This is a genomic window from Vibrio sp. PSi01, from assembly GCF_054960695.1.
Genome location: NZ_JBHNYN010000017.1, coordinates 17,516 through 40,560, shown reverse-complemented (window position 1 = coordinate 40,560; position 23,045 = coordinate 17,516). Strand labels below are relative to the sequence as shown.

General features: G+C 43.2%; 16 protein-coding genes and 1 pseudogene. 12 read left to right on the top strand and 5 right to left on the bottom strand.

Annotation, left to right across the window (positions count from 1 at the left end; genetic code table 11):
• Positions 1–155: 155 nt before the first annotated feature.
• The gene (locus ACFI6G_RS18280; RefSeq protein WP_462710390.1) at positions 156–620 is read right to left on the bottom strand and encodes a DUF6998 domain-containing protein; all 465 of its coding nucleotides are present in this window, start codon (positions 618–620) and stop codon (positions 156–158) included.
• Positions 621–803: 183 nt separating this feature from the next.
• Between ACFI6G_RS18280 and ACFI6G_RS18275 the strand changes: the two genes are divergently transcribed.
• The 3 genes from ACFI6G_RS18275 to ACFI6G_RS18265 all read left to right on the top strand — a co-directional run bounded on the left by ACFI6G_RS18275 (position 804) and on the right by ACFI6G_RS18265 (position 4,893).
• Positions 804–1,847, top strand: coding sequence for an alkene reductase (locus ACFI6G_RS18275; RefSeq protein WP_462710389.1), 1,044 nt, complete (start codon positions 804–806; stop codon positions 1,845–1,847).
• Between the two features lie 447 nt (positions 1,848–2,294).
• Positions 2,295–3,827 carry a 2,3-bisphosphoglycerate-independent phosphoglycerate mutase gene (gene gpmM / locus ACFI6G_RS18270; protein ID WP_016787290.1) on the top strand — a complete coding sequence of 511 codons (1,533 nt, stop codon included), beginning with the start codon at positions 2,295–2,297 and terminating at the stop codon, positions 3,825–3,827.
• Positions 3,828–4,323: 496 nt separating this feature from the next.
• Positions 4,324–4,893 carry a hypothetical protein gene (locus ACFI6G_RS18265; protein WP_016790148.1) on the top strand — a complete coding sequence of 190 codons (570 nt, stop codon included), beginning with the start codon at positions 4,324–4,326 and terminating at the stop codon, positions 4,891–4,893.
• 93 nt (positions 4,894–4,986) lie between these two features.
• On the opposite strand, the gene ACFI6G_RS18260 is transcribed toward ACFI6G_RS18265, so the two are convergent.
• Together ACFI6G_RS18260 and ACFI6G_RS18255 are read right to left on the bottom strand one after the other, a co-directional pair.
• Positions 4,987–5,508: a methylated-DNA--[protein]-cysteine S-methyltransferase gene (locus tag ACFI6G_RS18260; protein WP_462710388.1), complete on the bottom strand. Its 522-nt coding sequence runs from the start codon at positions 5,506–5,508 to the stop codon at positions 4,987–4,989.
• Positions 5,509–5,591: 83 nt separating this feature from the next.
• Entirely contained in the window at positions 5,592–6,935 is a 1,344-nt protein-coding gene (locus tag ACFI6G_RS18255) for an MATE family efflux transporter (RefSeq protein ID WP_016790146.1), read from the bottom strand.
• 218 nt (positions 6,936–7,153) lie between these two features.
• Between ACFI6G_RS18255 and ACFI6G_RS18250 the strand changes: the two genes are divergently transcribed.
• Both ACFI6G_RS18250 and groL read left to right on the top strand, forming a co-directional pair.
• Entirely contained in the window at positions 7,154–7,444 is a 291-nt protein-coding gene (locus ACFI6G_RS18250; RefSeq protein WP_010433998.1) for a co-chaperone GroES, read from the top strand.
• A 206-nt stretch (positions 7,445–7,650) separates the two neighbouring features.
• Positions 7,651–9,297 (top strand): chaperonin GroEL, encoded by a 1,647-nt coding sequence (gene groL / locus ACFI6G_RS18245; RefSeq protein ID WP_010433999.1) that lies wholly within the window; start codon positions 7,651–7,653, stop codon positions 9,295–9,297.
• Positions 9,298–9,717: 420 nt separating this feature from the next.
• Here groL and ACFI6G_RS18240 read toward each other — a convergent pair whose 3' ends face one another.
• Positions 9,718–11,013 carry a methyl-accepting chemotaxis protein gene (locus ACFI6G_RS18240; protein WP_016795236.1) on the bottom strand — a complete coding sequence of 432 codons (1,296 nt, stop codon included), beginning with the start codon at positions 11,011–11,013 and terminating at the stop codon, positions 9,718–9,720.
• 338 nt (positions 11,014–11,351) lie between these two features.
• On the opposite strand from ACFI6G_RS18240, the pseudogene ACFI6G_RS18235 reads away from it, so the two are divergent.
• Positions 11,352–12,413: pseudogene (locus tag ACFI6G_RS18235) on the top strand (sensor domain-containing diguanylate cyclase).
• 54 nt (positions 12,414–12,467) lie between these two features.
• On the opposite strand, the gene ACFI6G_RS18230 reads toward ACFI6G_RS18235, so the two are convergent.
• Complete coding sequence (locus ACFI6G_RS18230) at positions 12,468–13,811, bottom strand: sensor domain-containing diguanylate cyclase (protein ID WP_462710387.1); 1,344 nt, start codon at positions 13,809–13,811, stop codon at positions 12,468–12,470.
• Positions 13,812–14,578: 767 nt separating this feature from the next.
• Between ACFI6G_RS18230 and ACFI6G_RS18225 the strand changes: the two genes are divergently transcribed.
• From ACFI6G_RS18225 to ACFI6G_RS18200, 6 genes are all read left to right on the top strand, one after another.
• Positions 14,579–16,141 (top strand): sensor domain-containing diguanylate cyclase, encoded by a 1,563-nt coding sequence (locus ACFI6G_RS18225; protein WP_010434009.1) that lies wholly within the window; start codon positions 14,579–14,581, stop codon positions 16,139–16,141.
• A gap of 140 nt (positions 16,142–16,281) precedes the next feature.
• Entirely contained in the window at positions 16,282–18,081 is a 1,800-nt protein-coding gene (locus ACFI6G_RS18220) for a sensor histidine kinase (protein WP_016787280.1), read from the top strand.
• A complete protein-coding gene (locus tag ACFI6G_RS18215; RefSeq protein ID WP_010434014.1) occupies positions 18,078–18,506 on the top strand; it encodes a response regulator in 429 nt (142 codons plus the stop codon). Before ACFI6G_RS18220 ends, ACFI6G_RS18215 begins: the two co-directional genes overlap by 4 nt.
• 16 nt (positions 18,507–18,522) lie before the next feature.
• Positions 18,523–20,220 (top strand): two-component system response regulator, encoded by a 1,698-nt coding sequence (locus ACFI6G_RS18210; protein ID WP_016801074.1) that lies wholly within the window; start codon positions 18,523–18,525, stop codon positions 20,218–20,220.
• A 351-nt stretch (positions 20,221–20,571) separates the two neighbouring features.
• Positions 20,572–22,218 (top strand): methyl-accepting chemotaxis protein, encoded by a 1,647-nt coding sequence (locus ACFI6G_RS18205; protein ID WP_010434020.1) that lies wholly within the window; start codon positions 20,572–20,574, stop codon positions 22,216–22,218.
• Between the two features lie 265 nt (positions 22,219–22,483).
• Positions 22,484–23,041 carry a VC2662 family protein gene (locus tag ACFI6G_RS18200; RefSeq protein ID WP_016787278.1) on the top strand — a complete coding sequence of 186 codons (558 nt, stop codon included), beginning with the start codon at positions 22,484–22,486 and terminating at the stop codon, positions 23,039–23,041.
• Positions 23,042–23,045: the final 4 nt, after the last annotated feature.

Sequence of the window (23,045 nt, the reverse complement as noted above, 5' to 3'; positions counted from 1 at the left end):
TTTCTACTTATGGAAGCTGCGTAAGACTCGATACTATCGAACATTGGTTAACGAAATAAGAAGCACCGCCCGATTCGGTCGGTGAGAAGTCACTGATGTTTATATCCAAAGAGGTCGACACAAACCCGAGGGAAAAGTGACTTGGTTATCCACAGCTATTTGTATTCGGGTTTTGTTTTTCTCTGGATTCGATCTTGTGTTGACACACTTTTACTGAGCTTTTCCAAAGCGGATAATGTGATTGAATGAAGGCTATTCTTAGTTGGTTTTCTGTTCTTGACGGCTTTACCAGCAACACTTCCGGGGCCATTGAATACCTCGTAGTAACTGCCATCGGGAAGAATCTTAATACCTATGTAGTATTCTGGAGTATGGTCGACTGGAAATGTCAGAGAGTTTTTCATGGTGGTCTTGATTTGCACCTTTCGACCATCAGGTGTTTTTCCGTCATGATGTTTTTCTAGGCCGGGGTACAGTTCTAGGTCATAGTCTTTTTCGATTAGAATCTCCCCCAAATCACCAACTAACCTTCCATCTAACGTAAATTTTTTTTTGCTATATTGCTTTTGAAGGGCTTCAACAATTTTTAGCATTTCTTTGACAGCGTGATGGATTTCCATATCTCACCTTATTACTCTTACGAGTGTGAATTTTTACCCACTCTACCATCGGTGGATGAATTTAGGTGAAAAGTGAAGTTATCTTTGAAGATAACGATTTTCTAAACGCTATCTACCCGTATGGTGAATAGAGTGTACCGATGCCACACTACTTTTATTGATGCTGCATTAGGATTATTGACTATGCCCAACACTTTATTCCAACCTTATTACTTAAACGATACGCTAACATTATCGAATCGAATTACAATGGCACCTTTAACTCGTTGCATGGCGAGTGATGATCTAGTCCCGACGGATCAGATGGTGGCCTATTATGCTCGCCGAGCGGATGTGGGCTTAATTATTAGTGAAGCCACCATTATTCGTGCTGATGGCCAAGGCTTTCCCAATACGCCAGGGCTATTTACTCAAGCTCAAATTGACGGTTGGAAAAAAGTCACCGCGGCAGTGCATGATAAAGGGGGTAAAATTTTCGTTCAACTTTGGCACTTAGGTCGCCAAGCTCATTCGCATTATTTTGGAGAAGGCACGGTTTATGCCCCTTCAGCCTTACAAATTGAGGGGACTTTACCACGAGCTCGTGATTTACAATATGAAGTGCCAAAAGCGGCCAATAAGGAAGAGATCGCTCAATTAATCGCAGATTACACTAAAGCGGCTAAAAATGCGATTGAGGCGGGTTTTGATGGGGTTGAAATACACGCGGCTAATGGGTATTTAATCGATCAATTCCTACACTTCAACACGAACCTTCGTGATGATGAGTACGGCCAAACACCAGAAAACATGGCTCGTTTTGCCCTAGAGATCACCGATTCAATCTGCGCTGCCATTGGCCAGGACCGTACCGCCATTCGTTTGTCACCCGCGGCTTACACTCATATTGAAATTGATGCTCGTGATAAAGCGGTGTTCGATTACTTACTGATGAAATTGTCTGACAGAAACTTAGCGTATGTACACGCGGGGATTTTTGATGACAGCGTGGTGTATGAGCATTTAGGCGGCAAAGTGTCAGAATACATGCGCAAGCAATTTACCGGTCATTTTATGGCTGTAGGTGGCTATTCAGCCGAGCAAGCTGCCAAACATATCGAAAATAATGATTTCGATTTGATCGCAATTGGTCGCCCACTGATTGCTAATTCAGATTACATTGAAAAAGTTAAAAGTGGTAAAGCGCTCACCCAATATAGTGCTGATATGTTAGATGAGCTGATATAAGCTCGATATTCGAATTTAACCATCACCGTTGTATACGAGTTCTGAAGGTCGCCAGTGGGTGGCCTTTTTTGTTATTGCGTCACGGGCATTTAACGTAACGGCACTTAGTACGCGCCTTAACCAAGCCTGTTAGTTAGTGCGATTTTACTCATCGCATGAGCTCTTAAACAATTATTTGGCAATACCTGTGGCACGTTCTCCCTCATAAATGCCCCCATTATTGCTTAGGATTGCTTAGGATTGCTTAGGTCAAATATTGCTTAGGTCAAATCCGCTCGAAACCACAGATCTTCTTCATTGTTCATCAAATGATGCTTTTTTTCATCTCAGTTCGGCTCGCTAGAAACGTTTCTTGATCTTCCACTACAGTTTTGACTGTAAACTGTAGTAAAATTACGCTAATTTGTTTTTATACCGATTTATTTTGAATTGAACGAGGTCAGTCCTATGTCAGCTAAGAAGCCAATGGCTCTAGTGATCCTTGACGGTTACGGTTACCGTGAAGACAACCAAGACAACGCTATCGCAAACGCTAATACGCCAGTATTAGACGGTCTTATTGCTAACCAACCTAACACGCTAATCTCGGCTTCTGGCTTAGATGTAGGCCTACCAGATGGTCAAATGGGTAACTCAGAAGTGGGTCACACCAACATCGGTGCGGGTCGCGTGGTATACCAAGATTTAACGCGTATTACTAAATCAATCGCAGACGGTGAATTCGGTCAAACTGAAACACTCGTGAATGCTATCGATAAAGCAGTAAAAGCGGAGAAAGCGGTTCACATCATGGGCCTTATGTCTCCAGGTGGCGTTCACTCTCATGAAGATCACATCTACGCAGCGGTTGAAATGGCAGCAGAACGTGGCGCAGAGAAAATCTACCTACACGCATTCCTAGACGGTCGTGATACGCCGCCACGTAGCGCAGAAAACACACTAGCTCGCTTCCAAGCGTTGTTCGCTAAACTGGGTAAAGGCCGTGTGGCTTCGCTTATTGGTCGTTACTACGCAATGGACCGTGATAACAACTGGGATCGCGTTCAAGAATCTTACGACCTGCTGACTCAAGCAAAAGCGGAGTTCACATTCGACACGGCGGTTGCTGGCCTAGAAGCGGCTTACGCTCGTGACGAAAACGATGAGTTCGTGAAAGCGACTGAAATCAAAGCGGAAGGCGAAGAGTCTGCCGCTATCGTTGATGGCGATGCGGTTATCTTCATGAACTACCGTGCTGACCGTGCGCGTGAAATTACACGTGCATTCGTACCTAACTTCGACGGTTTTGAGCGTAGCGTATTCCCAGCAATCGACTTTGTGATGCTGACTCAATACGCAGCAGACATTCCACTGCTTTGTGCATTCCCACCGGCTTCTCTAGAGAACACTTACGGTGAATGGCTATCGAAAGAAGGCAAAACGCAGCTGCGTATCTCTGAAACAGAGAAATACGCGCACGTGACGTTCTTCTTCAACGGCGGTAAAGAAGACGAGTTTGAAGGCGAAGAGCGTCAGCTTGTTGCTTCTCCAAAAGTAGCAACGTACGACCTACAGCCAGAAATGAGCGCACCAGAGCTTACTGAAAAGTTGGTTGCAGCAATCAAAGGCGGCAAATACGACGCTATCGTGTGTAACTTCCCTAACTGTGACATGGTTGGCCACACTGGCGTTTACGATGCAGCGGTTAAAGCGGTAGAGTCGCTAGACGAATGCCTGGGTAAAGTCGTTGAAGCAATCAAAGAAGCCGATGGCCAACTGCTTATCACTGCTGACCACGGTAACGCGGAAATGATGGTAAACCCAGAAACGGGCGGCATCCACACGGCACACACTAACCTACCAGTACCACTTATCTATGTAGGCAGCAAAGACGTTGAGTTCAAAGAAGGCGGTAAGCTGTCTGACTTAGCACCAACGATGCTTTCTCTGTCTGGTATTGATATCCCAGCAGAAATGTCAGGTGACGTGATCGTTAAATAGTCAGTAGCTAAGTAATGACTGTTTTAGATAAATAGTTTTTTAACTTTTATCGAATACTAGAACGGCTGCACGCGAGTGTGGCCGTTTTTTTGTGATTTTTTTGACCCAATGCTATACCAATCGCAGTAAATAACGGGCCTCCCTGGCTTGTTAAAAACCTCGATAACGTCGTTAGAACTTTTGATTGTAGAATAACGACTTATCGAAACTTCTTGTCGAAAAAGCAGCTTTGTTCTCAAGCTTTTTCCTGCTTCTATTTCATGGCCAAGATGGCCGGCCCCGACCTTGATGAGTCTGATTCTGATCATAAGCATGAGTCTGCTTATAAACATGAACCTTCTTATAAACATCAAAGCGAAATCCATTCATCCCCCATTGTTTAGCAAATGAACAAAACCTTGCACATCCATTTTGTTAGTGCTAATTTGCCAATTATTGAACGGTCGTTCAAGTTTTTAATCAAACTTTGGTTTAATGCAGCTTAATACGGCTTAATATGATTGATTTGATGAAGATAAACGCGATAAACCTTGGTGTGTTTTTCTATTCAAGTGGTTCTATTTCTCTACTGGAAGTTAAAAATATGAATAAAAAGACACTTATCATGACACTTGTTATCGGCTTGATGGCTAGTATCGCTTTTATCTTGATTCAGCCTTTGTTTGGTATGTCGACCCTGACATCTCGACACGCTGCTGCGTACGTGACGTTAGGCGGATACGATCCAACGAGTGCACTGGTATTGTCGTGGGTTGTGCATGTTGGCGTTTCATTGTGCTATGCCTTTCTTTCGAATCTTATTTTTATCTTCAATTCATCGCTTTCCGTCAACCTCATCCAAATCGCCGTGTTGGGTTGGATAACCACGCTGATTGCAACGCCAGCCAATGAATGGGTAGTGAAACTGGTAACGACAAAACAATTTCCGTCTATCAGTTCGTTATCTGCACTGAACACCGATGTCGGACCAAAATTATGGCTGCATATTTTGTTTTTTGTTCTTATCGTTGGTGGGCTATGGGTGGCGAAAAAACAACGTTCCGCTATGGCTGTTGCTAAGATTTAAAGGGCTGTTGCGAAGGTTTAAAGGGCTGCCGCGAAGATTTTAAGCGCACTTAAATAGCTATCTTGGTTTATTCGGCTACCTGTTTGTTTGCCATTACTCGTTGTTTGCCATTTTTAGCTCGCTGTTTATCATTTTCAGCTCGCTGTTTACCATTTTTAACTCAAAGCTCAACAACCATTCTTTGCGGTTCATGCCGCCGGTGTAGCCCGTTAATGTACCGTTCGCTCCAATCACTCGATGGCAGGGGACAACAATGCTAAACGGGTTTTTACCGTTCGCACCGCCAACCGCTCTTACGGCTTTCGGGTTATCCATTCTTTTTGCTTGTTCACCGTAGCTGATGGTTTCGCCATAAGGGATACTGGTCAAGGCTACCCAGGCTTTGCGTTGGAAATCGGTACCTTTGGGTTCTAAAGGTAAGTCAAAGCTGGTGCGTTGGCCGGCAAAGTATTCGTCCAGTTGGCGAGCGGTTTCAAGGCATAACGAGTCGGGGTTTTCAGTCAACTCTGGTTCGGTATTGAGATGGTCAATTTCAATGATTGCATCGCCATTGCTTATGATGACCATTTTGCCAATTGGCGCGTTGTAGAGCATTTTGTAAGTGGTGTCTTCCATGTCATATTCCTTCTTCTAGTCTTCTAGTCTTCTAGTCTTCTAGTCTTTGATCTGCTGTTACTTTAAAGCCTTTCGTATTTCGGTTACTCGCATTCCGCATAGGCTTGAGCTCTAACACGAAGCGCAAAGCAATACCCGGATATACCACCCAGAACATTGCCGAGTGCTAAACCAATAAACAGCCCTTCTACGCCGTCGATTTGGCTGCCTATCCACGCAAAGGGTAAGGTAAACACAAACAGACGCATGAAGCTCCATTGGAAGGCTTTAAGTGGTTGATGCATGGCGTTCATGCCGCTGATCAACATCATCACAATGCCTTGGAACCCATAGCTAAAGGGCACGACTAGCAGGTAATGCCACAATATGCCTCGCACCGACTCTTCTTGAGAGAACAGGGCGGCCAAAGGGATGCTCAGTGGCACCATCATTAAGAAGACCAACCCTTGGAATAGTAGAGCAAAGCGCATGCTTAGAAATAGGGCCTTAAAACTGCGCTGAGGGTTGTTTGCGCCAAAGTTCTGCGCCATGAAAGGCGTAAGAGCCGAAGTAAGAGACATCAACACAATGATAAGAATGGACTCGATACGTTGGGCTGCGCCATACGCTGCCACCGCTTCAGTCCCTTGCTTGGCCAACATCATCATGATGATAGCGCCGGCAAGTGGGTTCAGTGCGTTAGACAAAGCCGCTGGGGTGCCTATTTTTAGGATTTGTCGCCAGTCACTGACGATGTTTGTCAGCTTAGGCGGCGCAAGCAGTTTTTCTCGCACCATCAATACGTAGAGTGAGCCACACAAAGCACCAAACCAACTGAAACCACTGGCAATCGCAGCGCCTTGAATCCCCAGTTCAGGAAAAGGCCCATACCCGAAGATGAGTAGCGGATCTAAAACGCCATTGATAAGGCCAGCCAGTAGCATGATCTTGGCGGGCGTTTTTGTATCACCGGTCGCTCGAATCGCGCTGTTGCCTGCCATCGGGATGACCAACAATGGGATCGCGAGATACCACACCGACATGTATTCCGATATCAGCGGCAACAACTCTTGCTTTGCTCCTAACAGGGTAAACATAGGTTCTAAGGCGATAATACCTAGCGTAGACGCGCAGCCGACCAGAAGCAGAGCCAGCAATAAGCCATGACAGGTAAAGCGTGCTGCATTTTGTGCGCTGCCTTGGCCAAGTAACCGGCCGATACATGTCGATAAGCCAATACCAATCCCCATGGTGATGCAGTTGATGGCAAAGGTGACTGGAAAGGTAAAACTCACCGCTGCTAAGGCTTGGGTGCCAAGCAATGAGATGAAGAAAGTATCGACGAGGTTAAACATCAAGATCGCCACCATACCGAATATGGTCGGTATGGTCATGGTACGCAATGTACTCTCAATAGGGGCGGTTAATAGCCCGTGCTTATCTTGCATGTAAAACGCCGATTGAAACTAAAACCGTAGGATAAACAGATGCGGGATACGAGTAAACGAAAAGCAGGGAAAGATGAGGGGTGAGAATCTGCACTTTAGCTCACAATTTTTTCGTTACCCCCTTGGGATTCATCACATTGTCCCCAACATATTGTTTGACCCACGCTAATCGTGGCAACTATCAAAATTTAAATGGAAATTATCAGGAGATAAGACCGATGAATATCCGTCCTCTACATGACCGAGTTATCGTTGAGCGCCAAGAAGTTGAATCTAAATCTGCTGGTGGCATCGTTCTAACTGGTTCTGCCGCAGAAAAATCGACTCGCGGTATCATTCTAGCTGTTGGCAAAGGCCGCATTCTAGAAAACGGTTCAGTGCAACCGTTGGACGTAAAAGTTGGCGATACCGTTATCTTTGCTGAAGGTTACGGCACGAAAACTGAAAAAATCGACGGCAAAGAAGTTCTGATCATGTCTGAAAACGACATCATGGCGATCGTCGAGTAATCTATTTTTCATTTAACTCTCAGTAAAAGTTATCAGAGCCAGTATTGGATGATTCATATCGTCATTCCAGAAATGAGGAACGAATTATCTGGAATCTAAACAGAGTGCGATTTGAGTAGATTCTGAATCACGTTCGTCCCTCACTGTTCAGAATGACGCGATAACGCTGAGACGCCCCGAAACAAAGAATTTGAAAGGAAATTAAGATGGCTGCTAAAGACGTTAAATTTGGTAATGACGCACGTATTAAAATGCTAGAAGGTGTAAACGTTCTGGCTGACGCAGTAAAAGTAACACTAGGTCCTAAAGGCCGTAACGTTGTTCTAGACAAATCATTTGGCGCACCGACTATCACTAAAGATGGTGTTTCAGTTGCACGTGAAATCGAACTTGAAGACAAGTTCCAAAACATGGGCGCACAAATGGTGAAAGAAGTAGCTTCGCAAGCGAATGACGCGGCGGGCGACGGAACAACAACAGCAACAGTATTGGCTCAGTCGATTATCGCTGAAGGCCTAAAAGCGGTTGCTGCGGGTATGAACCCAATGGATCTTAAGCGCGGCATCGACAAAGCGGTTATCGCGGCTGTAGAAGAACTGAAGAACCTTTCTGTTCCATGTGCAGATACGAAAGCTATCGCGCAAGTAGGTACTATCTCTGCAAACTCTGACGCTACAGTGGGTAACATCATTGCTGAAGCGATGGAAAAAGTAGGCCGTGATGGCGTTATCACTGTTGAAGAAGGTCAGGCTCTACAAGACGAGCTAGACGTAGTTGAAGGTATGCAGTTCGACCGCGGTTACCTATCTCCTTACTTCATCAACAACCAAGAAGCGGGTTCTGTTGATCTAGAAAGCCCATTCATTCTTCTTATCGACAAGAAAATTTCGAACATTCGTGAGCTTCTTCCGACTCTAGAAGCAGTAGCAAAAGCATCTCGTCCACTTCTTATCATCGCTGAAGATGTAGAAGGCGAAGCGCTAGCAACGCTTGTTGTGAACAACATGCGTGGCATCGTGAAAGTAGCGGCTGTTAAAGCGCCTGGTTTCGGTGACCGTCGTAAGTCTATGCTACAAGATATCGCTATCCTAACGGGCGGTACGGTTATCTCTGAAGAGATCGGCCTAGACCTAGAGAAAGTAACGCTAGAAGACCTAGGTCAAGCTAAGCGTGTAACTATCACTAAAGAAAACTCAACCATCATCGATGGCGCGGGCGAAGAAACAATGATCCAAGGTCGTGTTTCTCAAATCCGTCAACAAATCGAAGATGCAACGTCTGACTACGACAAAGAGAAACTTCAAGAGCGCGTAGCTAAGCTAGCTGGCGGTGTTGCAGTAATCAAAGTGGGCGCTGCAACTGAAGTTGAGATGAAAGAGAAGAAAGACCGCGTTGAAGATGCACTTCACGCAACTCGCGCTGCCGTTGAAGAAGGTGTGGTTGCTGGTGGTGGTGTTGCACTTATCCGCGCTGCATCTAAAGTTGCTGGCCTTGAAGGCGACAACGAAGAGCAAAACGTCGGTATCCGTGTTGCACTACGTGCAATGGAATCGCCTATCCGTCAAATCACGAAGAACGCAGGTGATGAAGAGTCTGTTGTTGCTAACAACGTTCGTGCTGGCGAAGGTAACTACGGTTACAACGCGGCGACTGGCGAATACGGCGACATGATTGCAATGGGTATCCTAGATCCAACTAAGGTAACTCGCTCTGCACTTCAGTTCGCAGCATCAGTTGCTGGTCTTATGATCACAACAGAAGCGATGATCACTGACAAGCCTCAAGATTCAGCTCCTGCAATGCCTGATATGGGCGGCATGGGCGGTATGGGTGGTATGGGCGGCATGATGTAATCATCCCCCTGACTTAATCCTATAAAGTCTGAAAAGCCCCGTAAACGTTGTGTTTACGGGGCTTTTTTAGTTTCTATTTTCTAACACACCCAACAAATAAGACATCCAACAAGTAAGAAATCCAACAAGTAAGACATCCAATAAAATGCACAACTCTATTCGATGTATCAACCACGGTTCGGATCCTTTCTTTGCCTTTAATGACAAGGTTTCAGTTCCAAAGTTTATGGTTATTCAAGGCTGAGGTTTTAGCTTAAGCTCTGTCATTAACCGACTGACCTATTAACCTATTAGCCCATTAACCGAACAGCCGACTAACCGATCGCATACTCAATGGTGTTTACCTCGCGCTGAGTTAACACGGAGCGACCTGCTTGCGGGCTTATCACGTCGTAAATTGCTCTATCGCTAATTTGTTGATTACTGTTGGCTATTAGACAGATTCATCACCGTGCTCGAAACATTCTCTGCACCTTTATGGATCTCATCCATGACGGTCGAGACTTGGGTAATTTTGGCATTGCCTTCTTCCGTAATGGACGACATTTCAGCCATCATGGTGGTCACTTCGTTGATGAGCTTCTGGTTTTCTTCTACAACTTTGATTATCTCATTAGTCGAGTCTGAAGTTCGGGACGCGAGTTGTCTTACTTCGTCAGCGACAACGGCAAAGCCTCTTCCATACTCACCGGCTCTTGCGGCTTCGATAGCAGCGTTGAGTGCCAATAAATTTGTTCTATCTGCGATCTCTTGAATCGTAGCGACAATGTTTTGAATGCTTTTCGAGCTGTCATTGAGTGAATGCACCTTTTGAGAGGTACTGGCCGCTTTTTGGGATACCGTTAAAGAAACCTCGACCGAATCGGTAAGCAGCTTAGAGCCTTCAAGGGCTATTTGCGCGGTTTCTAGTGAGGTTGAGTAGGCCACCTCTGAAGCTTCAGCGATCGCATGGCTGCGTTCAATGCGATCCGTTATGTTACTGGCAAGCTTGACGATTTTCACGACCTTGCCTGCTTCATTCATGATGGGGTTGTAGCTGGCCTCAATCCAAATACTGGATCCATTAGAACTGCGACGCTGAAACAAGCCTGATTTTAGCTGTCCCTTTTGTAATTCTTGCCAGAAGTGAGGGTTATTACTATAGAACTCCTCAAAACAGAACATGCGATGATGTTTACCGACCACCTGGTTTTCTCTGTAACCCAACGTATTTAAAAAGTTTGAGTTGGCGGTCAGTATTGTTCCTTCAGGATCAAATTCAATAATCGCTTGTGACTTGTCTAAGGCAGAGAACAGCGCATCATTTTTTTTGTTTTGGTCGTTGATCTCTGTGATATCAGAAGCCAGTTTTGCTACGCCAGTGACACGACCATCTGAATCTTTGATCGGTAAATAGGTCGCTTCTAGAACAACCGTGTCACCTTGCTTATTTACTCTCTCGAACGTGCCTTCTTTTGAGATGCCATTGGCAAGCTCTCGCCAAAAGCTTTGATAAGGCGAAGAGCGGACATAGCTATCAGTGCAGAATATCTTGTGGTGTTGTCCTTTGATCTCATCTAATGAGTACCCGACAAGCGTTAAAAAGGGCGCACTGGCATCTTGAATAACGCCCTCAGGGGTAAACTCGATCCATGCAACATGCTTTTTTAAGGACTGGTAGATATTGTCGGAATGGCTAGGTTTTATCTCTGGTTTTTGCTTCTTAGTAAAAAACACCGCGGACCTTATTTAAACAGAAAAATAGTTGATATATTGCTCAGCATGACTTTGACACAATTATACACATTTGCAATCAATGTTTAAGAGGGGCGCATCGGTGTGCTTCAGTCTGCTTGAGTATGAGTATGATATGAGAGTGATATGAGTATAAGTGTGAGCGATGCCAATGAAAGCACTAAGGTTATTCATCCGTATTGGAAAGTCGCACCTTCGATAACGTGAGATCTGGCCAATAAAGAGTAAGACATTAAAATTAGATGTGTTACTAAGGGCATAGAAACCCGCGATTTTTTTCTTTATATTAAAATGCCACTTCCACAATTGTTGTCAAGATCATGCAAACCGATTTGAACATCATTGCCGAATTCGAAAAGAAAATTGCAGGACTCGAAAAAGAGAATGCTGAGCTCAAGCGAAGCAATGCTCGCCTGTAAGAAAAGTTGAATGCCGCACTCGACAGTAATGGGTTGTGTCTATGGGAGCATCATGTTCCGTCAGGAAAGCTCACTATCTTTAATATGGATTGGGGAAAAATGCTCGGCTACCAACCGTATGAGCTGACTGCGACGTTTGAAACTTGGAAAAATAACTTACACCCTGATGATTATCAGCAGGCCATGAAAGCTTTTGAAGATCACCTGTCAGGAAGCAGTGACTTATATGAAGTTGTTTACCGAATGACTCATAAAGATGGCAGTGATAGCTATGTGTACGACAGAGGTCGTGTGGTCGAGTTTGATAGCAATGGAGTACCGCTTAGGATTATGGGTACGCATATCGATATCACGCAAGAAAAACGCTTTGAACAACAATTGGCGGCCTTGGCCTCTACCGATAGGTTGACGGGGCTACTCAATAGACAAGCTATCGAACAACGTTTTCGTGAAATGAAAAGCACAGATAAGTTAGTTCGAGCGGCGATGATCTTTATTGATATCGACAACTTTAAAGCGGTCAATGACACTTTAGGCCACCAGAAGGGCGATCAGTTGCTGAGTTTTATTGCTCAGCGCTTGGTCACGCTAGCTTCAAATGCAGCTTCGTTAGCTTCTGTTTTAGCTCTGCAAGCTCCTGGTTTCGCTTCGCCGCAAGCTTCTGATTTAGCTAAACCATCCTCTGAACCGGCGCAAATCGGGCGGATTGGCGGAGATGAGTTTGTCATTTTGTTTCCTGAGGCGGAACCCGATCAAGTCACGCACTTTTGTGAAGAGTTGTTGCAAACGGCTGTACCTGAGAGCAATCGAATGCTGACGGACGTCGCCATCGGCATGAGTATTGGTGTGTGCTTCTTTAATCAAGGTGAGCATCACTTTGATGACGTGTACCAGCAATCTGATTTGGCCATGTATCAAATTAAGAGAAACGGCAAAAACGGCGTGAAAACTCTGCATATTTGACCGGAAGGATACTGCATTCAGAGCACCGCTTATGAAGCTTTATTGTGCACAACGCTATGAGTCAAGATTACGAGCGGTGACCACTTTGTTCTTCCCTTGCGATTTTGCTTGGTACAAAAATTTATCGGCGAGAGAAACAAGGTGCTTAATCAGCTGATTTGCTTTCTGAACCTGATCGGATTTCTGGACCTGATCTTCGTTTTGGGGCTTCTCTGTTTTTTGGAGCTGACCTGTTTTTTGGGGCTTCTCTGCAAGTGAGATATCCTCTTGGCACACACTGACCCCGATACTGACGGTACGTTGAACGTTCTCTTCTGCGGTTGAGCAAACAAAAGATTCACAGCGTTGGCGAAGCTCTTCAGCAAGTTCAATGGCTTGAGAAAGACGCACATTGGACAAGAAAATAACAAATTCCTCACCGCCCCAGCGTCCCGTCACGCCATGGTTTGATACCACTTGTTTACATAAGTTGGCGATGTTGCGGAGCATGGCATCACCCGTTAAGTGGCCATGTTGATCATTGACGGATTTAAAGTCATCGACATCAAGCATCATACAAACCAGTGTATTTTGTTGGTGAGCTTGCGCTTCTACCCATTGATAGATGGCGTCTCGGTTGAGAAGGCCGGTCAGTGAATCGTGTGACGCTTTATAAGCCAGTTCTTTTTCGAGTTCAACTCGGTCGGTAATGTCTTCAATCACGGCTTGGACTGCCATCTCACCATCCCACTCAATGGCATTATCATAGATGCTAAAGTAACGTTCTTTACCATCAAAGCAGATATTTTTGATCACATTATGTGCGCCAGGGAGACTGCTAGAAATTAAGTTTTGATAGCGAGCTATGGCTTCTTCTTTTTGATCATCGTATATCAAATCCAATAAATAGACGTTCTCTAAGACGAATTCAATGGAAGGGGCTTTCATCAAGTCCACCCATGCCTGGTTGACCATAATGGGCTTGAAATTACGATGCACACTAATGCCTTGCAATGACGACAGGACTAAGCGTTGATATTGACGTTTATTATGCTCTAACTGCTTCAGTGCTTGCTCTTGGACAGACAAATCAATCAAGGTGACTTGAAGTGCGGGTTCGCCTTTCCATTTTATGACATGGTCGATAGTGAAGGCCGTAAACTCACGCCCAAAACGGTCGCGGTTAGTAAAGGTACGCCCGCGAGGGTTGGCGCGCCTTTCGACTTGTTGGTAATAATTGTCTTTTGCACTTTGATGGTGGTCCGGGACAATAAGATCAAGTATAGAGTCAATACTTGACATTAATTCTTGAGCGGATTTATAGCCGAAAATATGCGCATAATTGTCATCGGCATGCACCAAATGAAAGTCTTTTAATATGGCGATCCCGTAGGTGGAATTGATCGTTAGTTTCGTCATGCAAATACCTCTACGCCAAGGACATATCGATAACTAAGGTGATATTTGGGTTGCAATACAATGTCTATCCTTTTCATCAATTGCTTTGTTCTGGTCGTGAATCATGTTTGGGCGTTGATGTATTCCTTCAAAGCGTTTTCGAACATGATGACCCGTGATTAGATATTTAACCACTCAAAACAATATACTGGTTTGGAGGGTAAATATAAGTAACACGTTACATAACTTATCACCGCTGCCAATAGTAAGCCAGTTCTTGTTTGTTTTTTGTCTAGCTGTTTGTATGTCGTAAATATCCACGCTGAATGCAGCAGTAAGACCTTAAATATATTAATGGTATTCGACCGTTAAGTCGATCTGGAATAATACGCCTCATTCAGGATGTTGTTTTGCAAATTCGCATTATATTAACCATTGAAAATAAGAGGTAATAAGGATTAGTGCACCCTTCTTAGGTCAAATGAGGGATTTAGTTCTGTATATTAAGTGTTAAGTCTCATAGCTTAGAGTTGTTTATATTAATTTAAACTGGCTTTACTTTATCGCAATAGGGGAGGTTGAGGCTGTGTTATCTTTTTTTATGGTAAAAAATTTCTTTTTTATGACTAAGATTTTCTTTGTAGTGACCACAATATACGTCGTGATGAGTGTAGATAATAAATTTAGCTTATGAGCTATATTCCAACTTCGATGAGGAATAGGCTGAAAGTCCTAATTTTAAATGTTAATGTTGCGCAAAATATAGCGGTAAGAAATGGATAAAAACAATGTTAGAAAAGGTTAATTTGAGAAAGTTAATTCTAGTCTTGTGTGTATTTTCTGCAATGGTTACGTTATTAAACGCTTTCTATTCACTCTATCAAGTGCAGCGCGATATCATCATCAATACGACACTAGAGTCGAACCGAGTTTATGCCAAAAAGATGGCAGAAATGACGGATGTTTTTCTTGATTCCGCGATGACCCAGCTCCAATACAGCGCCAAAGCTCTATCCGACAGCACCAATGATCAGCGTGCGTTGACAGAAGAAACGAAACGACTCAAAAATCAAACCAAGTTGTTTAACTCCGTTGTCGTTGTAAATTCTAATGGTGTAATTACGGCGGTCTCTCCAGAGACAGTGAAAGTGAAAGGGATTAAGTTAACGAATGAAAACTCACTCCAATCTCTAAAAGCCCAAGCCCCTTTGGTGACGGACCCTTTCGTATCTCCCGCAGGTAACTATCTGATTAGTCTGTCGTACCCTATTTTTTCGAATCAGGGAGAGTATCTCGGCTACATCAGTGGCACTATTTATCTAGAAGCTGAGAATATCCTAGGGAAATTATTGAATGAACATAGTTACGTGGATGGCTCTTACCTTTACGTTGTGGATCGTCATGGAACATTGATTTATCACCCAAATGAGTCAAGGATCGGCCAAATAATCACAAATAACCGCGCAATTAATACTGTGTCAAAAGGCGAAAGTGGCAGTCTAGATATTGTGAACTCTTTGGGTATTCAAATGTTGGCAGGGTACGCCCCGGTCTCTCAGGCTGGTTGGGGAGTGGTTGCGCAGAAATCGAAGCAAAGTACTCTACTTATGGTTAATCAACAAATGAAAGAGGTGTTTGTAACGACGATTCCTGTTGGGGTGTTGACGTTAATGTTTATTTGGGTATTTTCTAGCTTTATCTCTAAACCATTAAGACAGTTAGCACTGGCGGTTACAGGTAGTGATCGTAACTCAAATACGGTGAATAATGTAAAGCAAGTTCACTCTTGGTATTTTGAAGCATCACAACTGAAGAGCAGCTTTATCAAGGCCTTTGGGATCGCGTTTGAAACGATTGACTCGCTTCATACGGCAAGTTTAACGGATTCGATGACGGGCTTGTTAAATAGGAGAGGTTTAGATAAAGCCGTTGATCAATTACAACATCAGGCTATCCCATTTTCTGTTCTCGCATTGGACATCGACTTTTTTAAATCGGTCAACGATAACTTTGGCCATGATACTGGTGATGATTTATTAAAAAGCTTTGCACAATTGATGAAAGAGCAATCTAGAGATCAAGACTTGCTGTTTCGTTCTGGTGGGGAAGAGTTTATTATTTTTCTGCTCAATTCCGATATTCAAGATGCTTTTAAATTTGCAGAACGGTTACGTAAAAAGGTCGAGTTATATGAATTTGCCAATGTAGGAGGCGTCACTGTTTCTATTGGCGTCGCTTTTTGGGGCGGTGAGGAGCAATCCATTAGGGTCACCTTAAAAGAAGCGGATACAGCTTTGTATCGCGCAAAAAATAACGGCAGAAACCGTTCTGAGCTTTTAAGTAGCGATTAAATCTAGGGTTGTCATTCTGTATAATATGTAATTTAGAGCAGTGAAGTGAAGAATGTAAATATAGTATTTACATTTCGTTAGATAAAAGTTAGCGTCAGGGTTATTCGATATTATTATGCACTCTGTGCAATAGGTTAAGGATGCTTACTTTTATCAAAAAGTCGTCAACCGCTTTATCTTGGCTTCATTGGCTTGTTCTCGTCTGCTCTCTAATCCTAACTATTACCGCTTGGCAAATTACTCTTCATCAAACACATCAAAAATCTCAAGTTCAATTTGATTTTCAAGTGAGTCAATTACTCGGGCTTGTTCAAGATAGGATGAGCAAATATGAAGAAGCATTGACCGCGGGCGTATCAGCAATCCATATGTTTTCGGCCCCGGTTAATCGAGAGAGTTGGAAAACGTTTGCTAGTCAGTTTGATATATCATCCCACTTCCCTGGAGTGAGCGGGATAGGTGTGATTCATTACGTCCCTCAGAAAAAAGTGACGAGTTATCTTACTTGGCAACAACAAAGCTTTCCTTCGTATGACATGCACCCAATTCGTATCGCCAAAGATTATTGGCCTATTACGTACATTGAACCAGAAGAAGAGAACCGAGCAGCGGTTGGTCTGGATATGGCCCATGAAAATAATCGATATGCGGCAGCAAGGCTAGCTCGAACAAAGGGAACCCCTCAAATTACAGGGCCAATAACCTTGGTTCAAGATTCTAAGCAAACACCTGGTTTTCTTTTTTATGTTCCATGGTTCGATAAGAGAAAAGTCCCGCAATATTATGGTGATGAAAGTGATGGCTTTTTGGGGTTAGTTTATGCCCCTTTTATTGTTCAACATTTAATGAACGGTACGCTTGAGGATGTTAATCGTCTTATCAATTTCAGTATCCATGATGACAATATTTCACTCTACGATGAGCTTACAAATTCTCGTGAAGCCCTGAACCATCAACCAATGTTCGATGAACAGTTGGAAGTCAATATGTATGGGAGAAGGTGGCTCTTTGATTTTCAATCTTCACCTTTATTTGAAGCTCAGCAGCATAGTAATCAACCAACATTGATTCTGATGTTCGGCCTACTCGTTAATGTCATGCTATTTGCCATTCTTATTATATTGCGTAACGGGGAAGAGAAAGCCCAAGGCTATGCAAGAAAGTTAAGTCGAGATTTGCAAGAGCGAACGGATAGCCTAGAAAAAGCCTCAGAAAACTTAGCAGTAAGAAATCTTGCTCTAGAAAGAGCGAATAGAGACCTCGATCAGTTTGCTTACGTCGCATCGCACGATTTGAAAGCACCTCTGAGAGGGATCTCGCAATTGGTGTCATGGATCAATGAAGACATTGAGGAGCACCTAACCCCTGAAACAAAGGATTATAGTCGCCTTTTGCAGGGGCGAGTTGTCAGGTTGGAGCGATTGCTCGATGACTTATTGTCGTATTTTAGAGTTGGTAGAAAAAAGAATGAGATTCAAGAGTTCTCTTTAGCGAGCAATGTCCAAGAGACATTCGAGTTATTGAATATGAATAATAAGGCGACGCTTATTTGTGACGATAGCATTGGCCCGTTTCGTACGTTGGTCGTCCCGCTAGATTTAATATTGCGAAATTTAATGTCCAACGCGATTAAACACCACGATAAAGCACACGCCAATATTAAGGTTTCTGGTGTTTATCAAGGTGACCATTACAAGTTCTGTGTCGAAGATGATGGGCCTGGAATTCCAACTGAACTCTATGACAAGGTGTTTGAGTTATTCCACACACTGCAACCTCGCGATAGCGTCGAAGGAAGTGGTATGGGCTTGTCTATCATCAAAAAAACCTTGGAGCTTTACGGCTGCCATTTCGAATTACACTCTAATTCACAAGGTGGGTGTTCTTTTGTTTTCACCTGGCCCACAGAAGAGTTATTAGAAAAAAAGGAGATCATATGAATCATAACTATATGAAAACCGTCAGTATTCTTTTAGTTGAAGACGATGATATTGATGCCATCGGAATTCAGCGTTCATTGAAGTCATTCAATTTGCTTAATCCAATCCATCGAACTCGTGATGGATTAGAGGCATTAGAAGTGCTTAAAAACGATGCCATTGCTCGGCCTTTTATTGTGCTTCTGGATTTAAACATGCCGCGAATGAATGGCATGGAGTTTTTATCTGCCATTCGGTCGGATTCGAATTTGAGTGACATTGTGGTTTTTGTACTCACGACTTCCCAACTTGATGAAGAAATTTCTGCAGCCTACAAGAAAAATATTGCTGGTTACATTGTGAAGTCTTCATCTAACCAAGATTACAAACAACTTATTCGTTTTCTAGAGAACTATTGGAACATTGTTGAGTTACCAAAATGCTAAAGCCAAGGGGGCTCAAATGAAGGTATTGATCATTGATGATGATCAGGTAGATACTTTGTCTATTGTCAGGACGTTGAAAAATACAGACTTACCTCTAGCGACTATTGAGACTGCCGATACCGGCGTTAAAGGTCTAGAGTTGGCATTTCAGAAACAATTTGATGTCATTTTACTGGATTATCAACTTCCTCCAACCGACGGTTTTGAATTGTTAATCGAACTGCGCGCGAAAAATGATTTCTCTACATCGATTGTTATGTTGAGCCACAATGACGATGAAGAGATCGCTCTGAAATGCATTGAATCAGGCGCTCAGGACTTCATTATGAAAAGTGAAGTTACGGCGGTAAGGCTGAGACGAGCGATTGTTATTGCGTCTGAACGCCATCAACTCGAGCAACAAGTGCTGGAGACGCATACCGAGCTAAAGCGATTAGCAGAGCGCGATAGTTTAACGGGTTTGAATAATCGCCACTTCTTTGAAGAGCGTTTAACCAAACAACTGCTTTCCTCAGCAAAAGATAACTCTTCGTTTGTCTTAATGCTGATTGATGTCGATAAATTTAAAGATGTTAATGATCGCCACGGACATGTCTTAGGAGATGGCGCCCTCAAAGAGGTGGCCAGTAAGCTTAACCGCTGCGTCGGATACAATGATATTTTATGCCGATTGGGGGGGGACGAATTCGCATTATTATTCCCTATCGGAAATAATAAGCAGTACGTCCAAAAAATGGTCAACCGACTCATGTCTGAGTTTAGTTCTTCGATATGTGTGGACGGAGAGTTATTAGATTTAACGGTTAGTGTGGGTATTGCAAGCTTTCCAGAATGTGCATCGAACTCTATTGAGTTACGAAAATGCGCTGATATTGCTTTGTATCGTGCTAAGGATAAGGGAAGAAATCAGGCCCAGTTTTATTCAAAAGCATTTCATGAACAAATGAATCGCCGAGCAGAGCTTGAAAGACACCTGAAGCGAGCTCTAGTAAAGAACGAGATGGAGCTTTATTACCAACCTCAGTTTAATGCGGATATGAAGCTAATAGGGGCAGAAGCTTTGTTGCGTTGGAAACATCCGAAGTTAGGAATGATTCCGCCAGATAGCTTCATTCCGGTTGCAGAAGAAACTGGGATGATTGTCGATATCGGTTTTTGGGTCATCGAAACGGCTTTGAAACAGTTACAATATTGGCTGAATGAGAAAACGTTGAGAGATGATTTTACATTAGCGATTAACTTATCTCCAAGTCAGTTAACCGACCGTTTTTTAGCGAAAAAAGTTAAAAACCTTCTTAATATTTATGAAATTCCAGCTTCAAATGTGGAGTTTGAAATTACGGAAAGTAATCTTATTTCTGGCGAGTGGGCATCTGAAGCTTTGCAGAAAATCAGTGACTTAGGTGTGAAAGTCGCAGTGGATGATTTTGGAACCGGTTACTCCTCACTGTCTCATTTGAAGGATTACACGATTGATGTGATCAAAATCGATCGCTCTTTCGTTGAGCGTATTGAATTGACAAAACCAAGGCAACTTTTTACGGCAATTTGTGCTTTCTCACACAGCTTAGAATACGAAACGGTCGCAGAAGGGATAGAGACGGATATTCATGATGCCATATGTAAAGAGGTCGGAGTGACACGCTTGCAGGGTTTCTATTACTCCAAACCGTTATCTGTATCGAACTTTGAAGGCAAATACTTTTTCGATTAGCGGACTCGTTTGTCGATATAGGAGAGGCTCAGTGTCTCTCTCAATAGCCTCCATAATGACTGCTTCAAGGAGCAGATGTTATGGGGGCTTTATCTTTTTGGATAGTGCTAAATTATGCCAGGCCGCTGTCCGTGAATCAGCATAAAAGCCTGTTATTTTTAGCTTATGCTGTTGGGTTAAATAGTGGGAATCTAGAGAGTTTTAAGTCAGTGAATTTTAACTATGTATTAGTCCTTACGATTTCTTTATATTATAGCTTGGAGCCAGATACTTGCTGATATTTATAAGTACGGGTGATGCTTAAGTGCGGTATTCGTACCTTAACGTTGAATTAATATAAAAAGAGATCATATGTTGGACAATCTATCAAAACTCACCATTAAAGCGAGGCTGGCTATTGGGTTTGGCACGACGCTTTTTCTTATGATGCTTTTAACAGTATTAGGTATTCAAAAAGTTAACTTCATCGATGAGACCCTGACGGAAATTACCGATGTAAACTCACTTAAGCAGCGTTATGCCATTAACTACCGTGGCAGTGTTCATGACCGCGCGATTACTATTCGTGATATTGCGATAGCCAGAACCTCTCAAGAGATTTCTCTTCTAGAGCAAGAAGTTAAGCAGCTCGAAGCTTTTTATCGTGAATCTGAAGCTCAAATGAACCAAATGCGTTCGCAAGGTGAGGTATTTACGGCCGATGAACAACGTATTCTTGCGAAAATCGATAAGGTACAACAATACACTTTACCCTTGGTTGATGAGATTATTAGGGATAAGAAGTCGGGTACTGTAATGACCGATTCTATCCTCGATTCAGCTCGACCTGCTTTTATTCAATGGCTTGCTGCCATCAACGAATTTATTGATTACCAAGAAGAACAAAGCCAAAAGTTAACCTCTGAGGCTCGAATTGTTGCGGGTGACTTTCAACAGTTGATGCTGTTGCTGACTGCGATTGCATTGACGATGTCGTTATTCGTCGGCTTTATTATTGAACGCAGTTTCAGAGCTTCTTTGGGTGGTGAACCATGGGAGATTTCTGAAATGATCAAGAAAATCTCTGAAGGTAATTTATCCCAACGCTTTATCAAACCAGAAGAGGCCGTTGGCATCTATCGCTCGTTAATTATCCTTAATGATAAGGTGAGTACTGTCATTAAAAGCAGCCGAGGGATTTCAACACAAGTTGCCACGTCAGCTGAGCAGTTGACTGGGGTGATGGTTGATACCGCGAACAATGCTCAACATGAATTGACGCAAGTTGAGGAAATCTCTAATGCGATTAGCGAGTTATCAAGCACATCAAAAGAAGTAACATCAAACGCTGTTCATGCCGAGCAAGAGGCTAAAAAAGCGATTGATAATGTCTTTAAAGGTAACCAAACCTTAGAGGAGTCTATTGAGCTTACCCATAAGATTAATGACTCTGTAAAACAAACCGCCAGTATGATTGTCGATCTTAAAACAAATGCGATGGATATTGGTGAAGTGACGGCCGTGATCAGTACCATTTCTGATCAAACGAATTTGCTGGCCTTGAATGCAGCCATTGAAGCGGCACGAGCGGGTGAATACGGACGTGGTTTTGCCGTTGTTGCTGACGAAGTTCGTAACCTTGCATCTAAGACGCAAGATTCAACGAAGAGCATTCAAGATATTATTACCAAGCTTCAAGCTCAATCAGAAAAAGCCAATGACAACATGATCAGCAATGTTGAGCAGATCCAAGAGTCGGTGACATTGTCAGAAAATGTCCAACAATCATTCAGTCATATTGAACAGTCTGTGCAATCTATTTCTGAAATTAATACGCTAGTGACAAGCACTTCTCAAGAGCAGTTTAGTTTAACTGAGCGTATAGCATTGAATACAAACAATGCCTTTGACCTAGTGAACCAAAATGTATCGGGTATTCATCAAACTCAACAAGCGGCCAAAGAGTTATCTCAATTGGCGGTAGAGCAGAAAAAAGAGCTGGAGTTTTTTAAGGTCTAGAGAAGTTAACTGAGAATCTAAAGAGCGTAACTTAGGCTCTAAAGAAGGTAACTTAGGATCTAGAAAGCGTAACTGAGAAGATTGCTGTATGCGACACTTGAGTAGACTGTGTGAACTTTCATTGCCCTTTGTTGTTTTTTAGGCCTATATTCAACAGTACAGTTATGACATTGATTTAACATGGATAGCTGTTGAGTAAAGGATAATAAATGCTTGATTGAAAATGGATTAATCAAGTTAACAATAAGTCAGTGGAGACTTCCCAATGAAAAAACTACTTTCGGTACTTGCTGTTTCTGCAGCGGTCATGGCGCCAGCAGCATTTGCTTCTTCGCCTGTTATGTTTTCAACGATCAACGGCTTTAACGCACCAGATTCCGATGCGGTTGGTGGTGTGCGCTTGGCTTTACTTCACGGACAAGTAAACGACCTTAAAGGTGTCGATCTTGCTATTGTTGGTATGTCTGAGACGCAAACGACGACAGGTGTAAACTTGGGTATTTTTGGTGCGCATAAAGTAAACCAAGAAATGACCGGTGCTTCACTGGGTATATTCAACTGGAACCCAGGAAAAACCACAGGTTTGAACTTGGGTGCCGTTAACATCACTAACGATGTGAAAGGCGCTAACGTGAGTTTTGTAAACTACTCGGAAGGCGACACTCTGGTTGATGTTGGTGCCGCAAACCTTTCTGAAGTGTCTACGGTTCAGGTTGGTATCTTCAACAAAACTAAAAAAATCGAGGGCGTACAAGTTGGTCTGATCAACTGTGCTGACAACGGTTTCTTCCCGTGCTTCCCGATTGTGAACTTTGCTAAGTAAAACG